The 9,585-nt window shown below is 61.5% G+C and carries 7 protein-coding genes and 1 pseudogene; all 8 read left to right on the top strand.

Annotation, left to right across the window (positions count from 1 at the left end):
• The first annotated feature begins 268 nt into the window (after positions 1–268).
• On the top strand, positions 269–2,155 hold the full coding sequence (locus AC1DLB_RS11540; RefSeq protein ID WP_477743206.1) for a 3-dehydroquinate synthase: 1,887 nt from the start codon (positions 269–271) through the stop codon (positions 2,153–2,155).
• Positions 2,152–3,042: a UbiA family prenyltransferase gene (locus tag AC1DLB_RS11535; RefSeq protein WP_064617529.1), complete on the top strand. Its 891-nt coding sequence runs from the start codon at positions 2,152–2,154 to the stop codon at positions 3,040–3,042. The genes AC1DLB_RS11540 and AC1DLB_RS11535 overlap by 4 nt, the downstream gene beginning before the upstream one ends.
• Complete coding sequence (locus tag AC1DLB_RS11530) at positions 3,039–3,812, top strand: EboA domain-containing protein (RefSeq protein ID WP_477743207.1); 774 nt, start codon at positions 3,039–3,041, stop codon at positions 3,810–3,812. The genes AC1DLB_RS11535 and AC1DLB_RS11530 overlap by 4 nt, the downstream gene beginning before the upstream one ends.
• A 36-nt stretch (positions 3,813–3,848) precedes the next feature.
• On the top strand, positions 3,849–4,733 hold the full coding sequence (locus tag AC1DLB_RS11525; protein WP_138867418.1) for a TatD family hydrolase: 885 nt from the start codon (positions 3,849–3,851) through the stop codon (positions 4,731–4,733).
• Positions 4,730–5,962, top strand: a complete 1,233-nt coding sequence (gene eboE / locus AC1DLB_RS11520) for a metabolite traffic protein EboE (RefSeq protein ID WP_349745810.1) — start codon at positions 4,730–4,732, stop codon at positions 5,960–5,962. The genes AC1DLB_RS11525 and eboE overlap by 4 nt, the downstream gene beginning before the upstream one ends.
• Positions 5,952–7,397, top strand: coding sequence for an alkaline phosphatase family protein (locus AC1DLB_RS11515; RefSeq protein WP_477785026.1), 1,446 nt, complete (start codon positions 5,952–5,954; stop codon positions 7,395–7,397). Before eboE ends, AC1DLB_RS11515 begins: the two co-directional genes overlap by 11 nt.
• A complete protein-coding gene (locus AC1DLB_RS11510) occupies positions 7,376–8,515 on the top strand; it encodes a hypothetical protein (RefSeq protein WP_019578685.1) in 1,140 nt (379 codons plus the stop codon). Before AC1DLB_RS11515 ends, AC1DLB_RS11510 begins: the two co-directional genes overlap by 22 nt.
• A gap of 12 nt (positions 8,516–8,527) precedes the next feature.
• Positions 8,528–9,585 (top strand): annotated as a pseudogene (locus AC1DLB_RS11505) (hypothetical protein); the annotation flags it as partial.

Here is a 9,585-nt window from a genome sequence, read left to right as displayed (position 1 = left end):
ATTCACGACGGCTGCGCCGCCGAACGCAGCCTCGCAGGCTCGGCAGCTGCTACGGGTCGCGTTCACGCAGGTGAAAAAAGTCAGATTGCCATCAGGCCGCCTTGCAAAAACACCACGACCGTCTAAGTTCAGAACTATCTCTACAGGCGTAACCAAACCGTACATAAACCAGCCCCTCAGGCGAGAGAATCTATTGATCTAAAACCAACCAGACGCTGCTTTTAATTACTGACACGGAATCAGTCATAAAAATAAAGAGGGATGCTTGATGAAGCGCAGCCATGGGTATCGTGCGTTCTCGCAACGGGGGCCTGCCGGTCATTTCTGGATTTCATTGCTTTGCTTCTCAGGCTTGGTGATCGCCAGCTTTCTGTTGTTCGAACAACAGATCCAGGACTTCCTGACCCATCTCAACTTGTACCAGCCTTCCACTCCCACCCAAAAACTCAACCTGGCCCTGCTGCTGATCGCCCTGCTCGCGCTGGACGTGGTGCTGCCGGTGCCTTCGAGCATGGTCGCGCTGCTGGCCGTGGCCATGCTCGGCGCTGTTGGCGGCTACCTGGTGATTTTCGTGGGGCTGTGCCTGGGGGCCGGGCTGGGGTATGCGCTGGGGGCGGGCTATTTTCGGCTGCTGTCCGGCCGCCTGGGCCTGCATCAGCGCCAGCCGGGGCAACTGGCATACAAGCTGGGCACGCTGTCGTTGATCTGCCTGCGCGGCGTGCCGGTATTGGCCGAAACCTCGGTGGTGGCCGCCGGGATGCAACGTTATCCGCTGCCCGCGTTCGTGTTAGTGACCACCCTGGCCAATGCCGGTCTGGCACTGGCCTACAGCGCCATCGGCATCTACCTCGTCGAGCAGAACGCGCTGCTGGTGACCCTGCTCGCCAGCATGGTGTTGCCCGGGCTGTTTATCGCCGGGTACAGCCTGTTCAAAACCTTGCGCAAGCAAAACGCCGAGCAATCCCTGCACGGGCGTTTCGAGGTCCGTTACGACTACCCGGTGGTGTTCACCGATCACCTGTTCGAGCCGTCCAATCCGTGTCTGCATCACCAGCTCACCGCACGACTCACCCCACAGCACCGGGGCCCGGCGACGGTGCTGGTGTTCGCCGATGAACAACTGCTGCAAAGCGCCCCGCACCTGCTGGAACAGATCGACGCCTACTTTGCCGCCCATGCGGCGGACCTGCATTTGCAGGCCGCGCCGATTGCGGTGCCGGCCGGCGAACTGAGCAAGGACTCACAGGTGTTGCAGCAGCTTTACACCGATATGCTGCAGCATGGGCTGGACCGGCATTGCTATGTGCTGGCCCTGGGCGGCGGTGCGGTGCTGGATGCGGTGGGCTACGCCTGCGCCACCTTCCACCGTGGCATTCGCCTGATCCGCATCCCGAGCACCGTGCTGGCGCAGAACGACGCCGGCATCGGGGTGAAAAACGGCATCAATGCCTTCGGCCAGAAGAACCTGCTGGGCGCCTTCTACCCCGCCACTGCGGTAATCAACGACTTCCAGCTGCTGACCAGCCTGACCCGCCGCGACCAGATCGCCGGGCTGGCCGAGGCGGTAAAAGTGGCGCTGATCAAAGACCAGGCCTTCTTCCAATGGATGGAACAACAGGCCGACGCCCTCGCCCACTTCGATCACTCGGCCAGCCGCTATGCCATTCGCCGCTGCGCCGAACTGCACCTGGCACACATCACCGGTGCCGGCGACCCCTTCGAGCGCGGTAACGGACGGCCACTGGATTACGGGCATTGGGCCGCGCACAAACTGGAAAACCTCAGCCGGCACCGACTGCGCCATGGTGAAGCCGTGGCGGTGGGCATGGCCCTGGATGGGCTCTATGCCAATGCCCTGGGGTTGTTGAGCGATGCCGACACCGAACGGCTGCTGAACCTGTTGCTCAAGCTCGGCTTCAGCCTGAGCCCGCCGGAACTGACCTTGAAAGATGCACAGGGACGCTCGCTGGTTCTGCTCGGTCTGGAGGAATTCCGCCAGCACCTGGGCGGGCAACTCTCCATCCCCATGCTCAGCCGGATCGGCGAGTCGGTGGACCTGCACGAGATCGATGCCGCGCGGATGGAACAGGCGCTGCAACGGCTGTCGACCCGCATCGATCCGGCGCTCACCCTCAGCGAGGGCTGCGCGCAATGAGCCAGACACCACTGAACCTGAAAACCTGGATGACCCTCGGCCGGGTATCCAACCTGCCCACCGTGTGGACCAACACCTTGGCCGCCGCCCTGCTCGCCAGCAGCGCTGGTGCCCTGGCGCCGCCGTCGTCGCTGGTGTGGATCCTGCTGTTGGCCGCGCTGTCGTTGCTGTATCTGGCCGGCATGTTATTGAACGACCTGCTGGACGCCGACTGGGACCAACAGCACCACAATCCCCGCCCTATCACGTTGGGTCTGGTCAGCCGCCAGCAAGTGGGGCTGGCTACTGCGCTGTTGCTGATACTGGCTGCGGCCTCGGTATTGGGCCTGAGCCGGTTGATCGATCAACCGCACTGGTTGCTGGGTAGCGCCACCCTGCTGGTGGGCTGCATCCTCGGCTACAACGTGCTGCACAAGAAATACGCCCACAGCGTCTGGCTGATGGGCGCCTGCCGCTCGGCCCTCTACCTGACGGCGGCGGCCAGCCTGGCGGTGCCGCCGGAGCCGATCTGGCTGTGCGCCATGTTGCTTGGCGTCTACATCAGCGGCCTGACCTACCTGGCTCGTCAGGAACACAACAACCAGTTGCTCAGCCGCCTGCCGCTACTGCTGATGTTGAGCCCGCTGGCGCTGGCGATCTATTCCGACAACGTCTGGTTCTGGCCGGTGCTACTGCTCTGGCTTGGCTGGCTGGGCTGGCATTACTGGCACCACTTGGCCAACCCGCAGCAACGGCAAGTCCGTGCCTTTATCGGCGCTGGCCTGGCGGCTCTGCCACTGTTTGATGCCCTGGTGCTGGCTGTGGCCAACCAGCCGCTGGGCAGCCTGTTATGCGTTCTGGTGTTTTTCCTGCTTCCACACTTCCAGCGCTGGATCAAACCGACATGAACATGGACGTCACTGCATCGCCATCGGCGGCTCTCGAAATACGCCACGACTGCCTCGCCGAACAACACCGGGCCCTTACCCAACAGCTCGATGACGCCGAGCTGCAGTGGTGGCGCCAGGCACAGGAGCGGCTTGCCCAACGCCCGGACGCCAATACCGCGGCGCTGTTGAGCAGCCAGTCCAAGCGCAACTTCAAGGAACAACCACTGCCCCACAGTCCCGACTGGAGCAGTGTCCAACTGGCGCGGGCATTGTTGCTGGCTCAGGTCCTGGAGCAACAGCCCCTCGCCGGGCAACTGCCCTTGCTGCGCCAACTGTTTCTGTGGGGCGACGATCAAGAAAAAATCGCCACCCTGAAGGCCCTCGACTGGCTCGACAGCCGTGGGCTCTGTGTGGAGCTGGCGCTGCAGGCCGGGCGTACCAGTAACAGCCAGGTGTTCGCCGCCCTCGCGCTCGACACCCTCTACCCATCGCGCCATTACAGCGAACGGGCCTTCCATCAATTGGTGCTGAAGGCGCTGGGCATGGGGCTYGATATACGACGCCTGATCGGCCTGACCCAACGACACAGCGTCACCCTCAACCAGCTGGCCCTCGACCTGCTGGACGAACAGCTCGCCGCCGAACGAACGGTGTCCGCCGGGCTGCCCCGAGTGATTGCCTTCGACCTGCTCAGCCCGGCGCAACACCAGCGCCTGGCCGGCCTGAGTCAGCAGCAACGCTTGCCGCCTGAGTGGCATGAGTACTTGGCCGGCACCTCACAGAACTGACACTCAACGACTCCTTTTCCTTGACGAGGATTTACCATGCTCAAGTACTTCGACCCGCATATTCATATGGTCAGCCGCACCACCGATGACTACCAGAACATGGCCGCCGCCGGCATCACCGGGGTGATCGAACCGGCCTTCTGGCAGGGTCAGGCCAGGACCAGCGTCGGCAGTTTCATCGACTATTTCGACACCCTGTTGGGCTGGGAGCGCTTTCGCGCCAGCATGTTCGGCATTCATCATTTCTGCACCATCGGCCTCAACCCCAAGGAGGCCAATGACCTGTCGGTGGCCAATGAAGTGCTGGAGATTCTGCCGCGCTACCTGGTGAAAGACGGCGTCGTGGCGGTCGGCGAAATCGGCTACGACGACATCACCCCGGAGGAAGATCGCTTCCTCGCCGCTCAGCTGGAGCTGGCCAGACAATTCAATTTGCCGGTGCTGGTGCACACCCCGCACCGCGACAAGATCGGTGGCACCAAACGCACCCTGGCGGTGATTCGCGAAGTCGGGATTGCCGAGCACCTGGTGATCATCGACCACCTCAACGAACTGACCCTGCCGCTGGTGCTGGACAGCGACTGCTGGCGCGGCCATTCGATCTACCCCAACACCAAGATGTCGGAACAGCGCATGGTCGCCCTGTTGCAGCAGTACGGCACCGAGAAAATGGTGGTCAACAGCGCCGCCGACTGGGGCATCAGCGACCCGCTCAAGGTGCCGAAAACGGGTGAAGCGATGCTGGCTGCCGGCTTCAGCGAAAGCCAGGTCGAACAGGTGCTGTTCCACAACCCCGTGGACTTTTTTGCCCAAAGCGGCCAACTGGACAAGTCCCTGGTCAGCACCCCGCTGCCCATCGACCAGCGTCGGCAGTGGCAGGAGAACTCTGCCCTGCGTGGCCAGGAACCGGTGATCAAATGAGTGCCGGCACGGGTTGGGCTGCCGCGCAGGTCGGTTATTGCAGCAATGTGCACCCGACCCGTGACCTGGCGGGACTACGGTCATCCATCGAATGGCATTTCCGGGGTGTGCGCACCCTGCGCGGCCTGAACGAGCAAGACAGTGGGCTGTGGATCAGCGCCCTCGCCGCAGCCGAACTACAGCAGGCGTCAGCTCGCGCGGACTTCCTCAGCCTGCTGCAACGCAGCGGGCTGCGGCTGACTTCACTTAACGGCTTTCCCTATGGCCAATTTCATCAAGGCGCGGTGAAAGCCGACGTCTATTTGCCCAACTGGACTGATCCGAAACGGCTGGCGTACAGCCTGAATCTGGCCCGAATCCTGGCGCACGCCCTGCCGTCGGATTGCCCCCAAGGCGTGATTTCCACCGTACCACTGGGCTATGCCGCCGACTGGAACCCGCGGCGACAGCAGCGTGCCGAACACCTGCTGCGCCAACTCACGGCTTCACTGGCCAGGCTGCATCGGGAGACGGGCAAGAAGATCGTGTTCTGCCTGGAGATGGAGCCGGACTGTGTGCTGGAAAACACCGACCAGGCCATCGCCTTCTTCCACCGCTACCAAGCCAGCGATCCGCACCATGACTATCTGGCGCTGTGTTTTGATGTCTGCCACCAGGCCGTGGTTTTCGAACACTGCTATCAGTCGCTGGAAAAGCTGCGCCAGGCCCGAGTGCCTGTCGGCAAGATCCAGCTGTCGAACGCGCTGATTTGTCACCTGCCCGCTGAAGACCACAACCGGCGCGAACACGTGCTCAAGACCTTGAGCGACTTCGCCGAAACCACCTACCTGCATCAAGTCAAAGCCCGAGATGCGCAGGCGCGGTTATCGGGCTGGGCCGACCTGCCCGCCGCCCTCGACGATTGCGCCAATAACCTGGGGCAGTACCCCGAACTGCGGATTCATTTCCACATCCCGCTGTTCAGCGAACACTTGCTGCTGCCTGAGCTCAGCGGCAGCCAGATCGCGCTGTCGCAGACTTTCGACTTTCTCGCAGACCATGGGGATTTTCGTCCCGTGCTGGAAGTGGAAACCTACAGCTGGGGCGTCCTGCCCGCGCAACTGCGGCCCAACACCGAGCACGCCCAACTGCAGGGAATCGCCGCAGAACTGCACTGGGTCGAAGAACAACTGCGCCAGCGTCAATTGCTACAACCCCAAGTGCGGGAGGCGTACGCCGATGCCCTCTGATCACCCGCGTCAACCGCTGCTGCTGATCAACGTGGTCGGGCTGACCCCCGCGCTGCTGGGGCCGGCAACGCCGCACATCAATGCCCTGCTGAAAACCGCAAAAATGGCCAGCCTGCAACCAGTGTTTCCGGCCGTCACATCGACGGTGCAGGCGTCGATTCTCACCGGCCTGTCGCCGTCGGAACACGGCATCGTCGGCAATGGCTGGTATTTTCGCGACCAGGCCGAAGTGCGATTCTGGCTGCAACCCAACGCACTGATCCAGGGAGAAAAGGTCTGGCAGGCGCTCAAGCGTGAGCTCCCCGGGTTCCGCTGCAGCCAGTTGTTCTGGTGGTACAACATGTATGCGGACGTGGATGCAGCCATCACCCCACGCCCGCACTACCCGGCCGATGGCCGCAAGATGTTCGGCCTGTATTCGTCACCGGCCTCGTTGCATGAGCGTATTGAGCAGCAGATCGGTGAATTTCCGTTTCCGGGTTTCTGGGGTCCGGCGGCCGGCATCGCATCGAGCCGCTGGATCGTCGACTGCGCCATCGCCGAATTCCAGCTCGATCGACCGGACCTGCAGTTGGTCTACCTGCCGCATCTCGACTATTGCCTGCAGCGACTGGGCCCTGATCATCCGTCGATTGCCGACGAGGTGCGGGCCATCGACAGTGAAGTGGGTCGCCTGCTGGCCTTTGCCCAGGAGCAAGGTGCGGCGGTGATGCTGTTGTCCGAATATGGGATCGAAGCGGTACAGCAATCCRTATCGATTAACCGGCTGTTGCGCTCGGAAGGCTTGTTGCAGGTGCGCCAGTCGCTGACCTGGGAGTTGCTCGACCCCGGCGCCAGCGCGGCCTTTGCCGTGGCCGATCATCAGATCGCGCACATCTACGTGAAACAGGCGCAAGACATTCCTCGCATCAAAGCGCTGCTGCAGCGCCAGCCCGGCATCGAGCAGGTGCTGGATAAAGCCGAACAACGGGCCTGGCAACTGGATCATCCGCGCAGCGGCGAGCTGGTGACCGTGGCCGCGCCGGGTTACTGGTTCGATTACTACTACTGGCTCGACGATCGCAAGGCACCCGACTTTGCCCGCACCGTGGACATCCATCGCAAGCCCGGCTACGACCCGCTGGAACTGTTCATCGACCCGGCCATTCGCTTCCCCAAATTGAAAGTGGCGCGCCGCCTGCTGCAGAAAAAGCTCGGCTTTCGCTACTACATGGACCTGATTCCGCTGGACACCCGCCTGGTCCGTGGCAGCCATGGTCGCCTGCCCGACAGCGAGAACACCGGCCCGCTGCTCATCACCAATTGCGATCTGCCGTTGCCCCAGCGCCTTGCGGCCACGGCAGTGAAGCAACTGCTCCTGGAACACTTCCTGGGGCATTCACACACCGACCCGGCCAATGCCAAGGAGCTTCCATGCGGCGAGCCATTTCTATAACAGTTCTGAGTGCCTTGGCCGGTTTGGCTCAGGCACAGGACACCAACAACTTCAACTGCAGCAACTTCCTGCAATTTGGAATCAGTGCCGACCAGACCCGTACGGCGTTCAACAAGCACCCCGAGACCATGGCCTGGAACTGGTTCGTCTGCCTGAACCAGCCCGACGCCCAGGGTTACAACCGCGTGTGGGAGTCGTTCAAGCCTTCCGACCAGGTCTACCTGGCCAATGGCGTCAACCCTGGCTCGTATGACAGCCGCATGAAGCCGCCGGACGAGGTGCTCAAGCAAGCCAAGGCCCTGGGGCTGGACGCGAACCGTCTGCTGCACAACCTCAATGCCACGCAGCAGGTCGACGGGATGAGCCTGGAAATGGGCGGTACCGTCGTGCCTGAGGCACAGCGAGGCCAAGTCGTGCGCTTTCAACTGCTGATGTCTCAGGACACTTATAACTACATCGTCAAGAACAATGTCTACAACGTAGATGGCCAGGAGGCCCTGACGAGCAACCTGAACTTTCCCGCCACGGCCTGGGAATTGAAAGCCGCCTGGCTGTGGATCGGCGCGGACATGGACTACAAGAAGAAGCTGGAGAACGACGGCTACTACACCGCCCAGGCCTATTACCAGCAGGGCACCGACTACAGGGTCGGCTATGCGGCGTTGAGTGGCTTGCATGTGGTCAACAAACTGGACTCCAGCTGGGTCTGGACCACCTTCGAGAACGTCAACAACAGAAAGTACACCGTGACCAAGGGCCACCCGCCCCGGCCGATGACAAACAGCACCGGACCGACATCGGATGCCATACCGGTCAATACGCAGTTCCAGGCCAACAACCCGACGCTGTCGAAATACGAGTTGATCGGCGTGGAATATCAACCCAAGACCCAGGTGCTGGCGAACTCGCAGCTGGAATCGGCGTTCCAGGACACCTCATCCTGCCTGGCCTGCCACGGCACCGCCGCCTACTCGAAGACCGACGGTTACTTCAATTTCGCCATCCCGACCCAGGGCGGTCTCACCTACCCCACTACACCGCTGCCGGACAAAGACTTCAACGGCTACAAAAAACTGGATTTTGTCTGGTCGCTGAAACGCGCCCAGTGGAAACGCTAAGGAGAGCACGACATGAGCGTATTGAATTTTCCCCGCATCTACCTCAACGGCCAGATGTTCTGGAACCCGCCAACAGCCAACAACAACGACATGTTCCCGCTGTATGACGCGGTGAACACGGACATCAACTGGTCGTTCATGACGCACTTCGGCATCGACCGGAACAATGCTCCCGACACCCTGATGCCAYGGGCCATCTCGACGCAGTACATGGCTGGCATGCCGACCTATGTACAGCAGGTGCCAAACAATATCAATCCGAAGCATGACCCGTACATGCCCGCCGAATGGGATCTGTTTGGCGACAACGGTTGCGGCCTGGTGAACTACGGGAAAACCAAGTCGACCGTTATCGGCGGCGAAGTGCAGCCCAATAGCTACATCGATAAGGATGCACTGATCGGCGCGCAATACCACTTGCTCGGCAGCCCCCTGGGCAGCAATACCCCGACCGCGGCGCGCTTCGTGGATATCAGCCCATGGCAGAACACCTTCACGGCGCTGTACTTCGACAAACTGGTGTTAGGGGACGCGAACTGCGGCCTGACCCTCAACCGCAAGTACCGGATGATGGACCGTTTCCTGAACTTCAGTTGGGGAGCCCTGGGTGGCCTGGTGAACGTCAGCACCACCTGGCAGACYTGCTTCCCCAAGGAGAATCTGGAATGGGCGCTCGGCAACTCGTCCCTGCTGGCCAACCTGAAGCAGCAGATGGAGCAGCAAGGGGCACAGGGCCTGATGTTCCGCTTTTGCGTCTACCTGACCTGCTATGACAAGAACGGGATATTCAACGATTACCCACAGCGCCTCGACACCCGTTCCAACAACCCGAACGTCATGGCGAAAGTGCGTGACCTCTACAGAAAGGGCTTGGACAACGTCAACGAGATTTTCTTCAATCCTGCCTACAGCCGCACCTCGGCGGTCCTGGGGCTGTGGTTCGCCGGTGAATACCCCACCGCGCCCGCCGGAAGGCGACTGGTGGCCAATAAGGCGGTGTCGATGAGCCAGCTGTATTCCCAGGAGACACAACAAGTCAAGTTGGGGGTGATTTCGGCACAGATCAACGA

Source organism: Pseudomonas sp. 05N434, assembly GCF_056396965.1.
This window is presented reverse-complemented; position numbering and strand designations above follow the sequence as displayed.

Coding starts and splice junctions, on each gene's coding strand:
- AC1DLB_RS11510 (WP_019578685.1), top strand. CDS start 7,376: ATGCGGCGAGCCATTTCTATAACAGTTCTGAGTGCCTTGGCCGGTTTG.
- AC1DLB_RS11540 (WP_477743206.1), top strand. CDS start 269: ATGAAGCGCAGCCATGGGTATCGTGCGTTCTCGCAACGGGGGCCTGCC.
- eboE (WP_349745810.1), top strand. CDS start 4,730: ATGAGTGCCGGCACGGGTTGGGCTGCCGCGCAGGTCGGTTATTGCAGC.
- AC1DLB_RS11535 (WP_064617529.1), top strand. CDS start 2,152: ATGAGCCAGACACCACTGAACCTGAAAACCTGGATGACCCTCGGCCGG.
- AC1DLB_RS11525 (WP_138867418.1), top strand. CDS start 3,849: ATGCTCAAGTACTTCGACCCGCATATTCATATGGTCAGCCGCACCACC.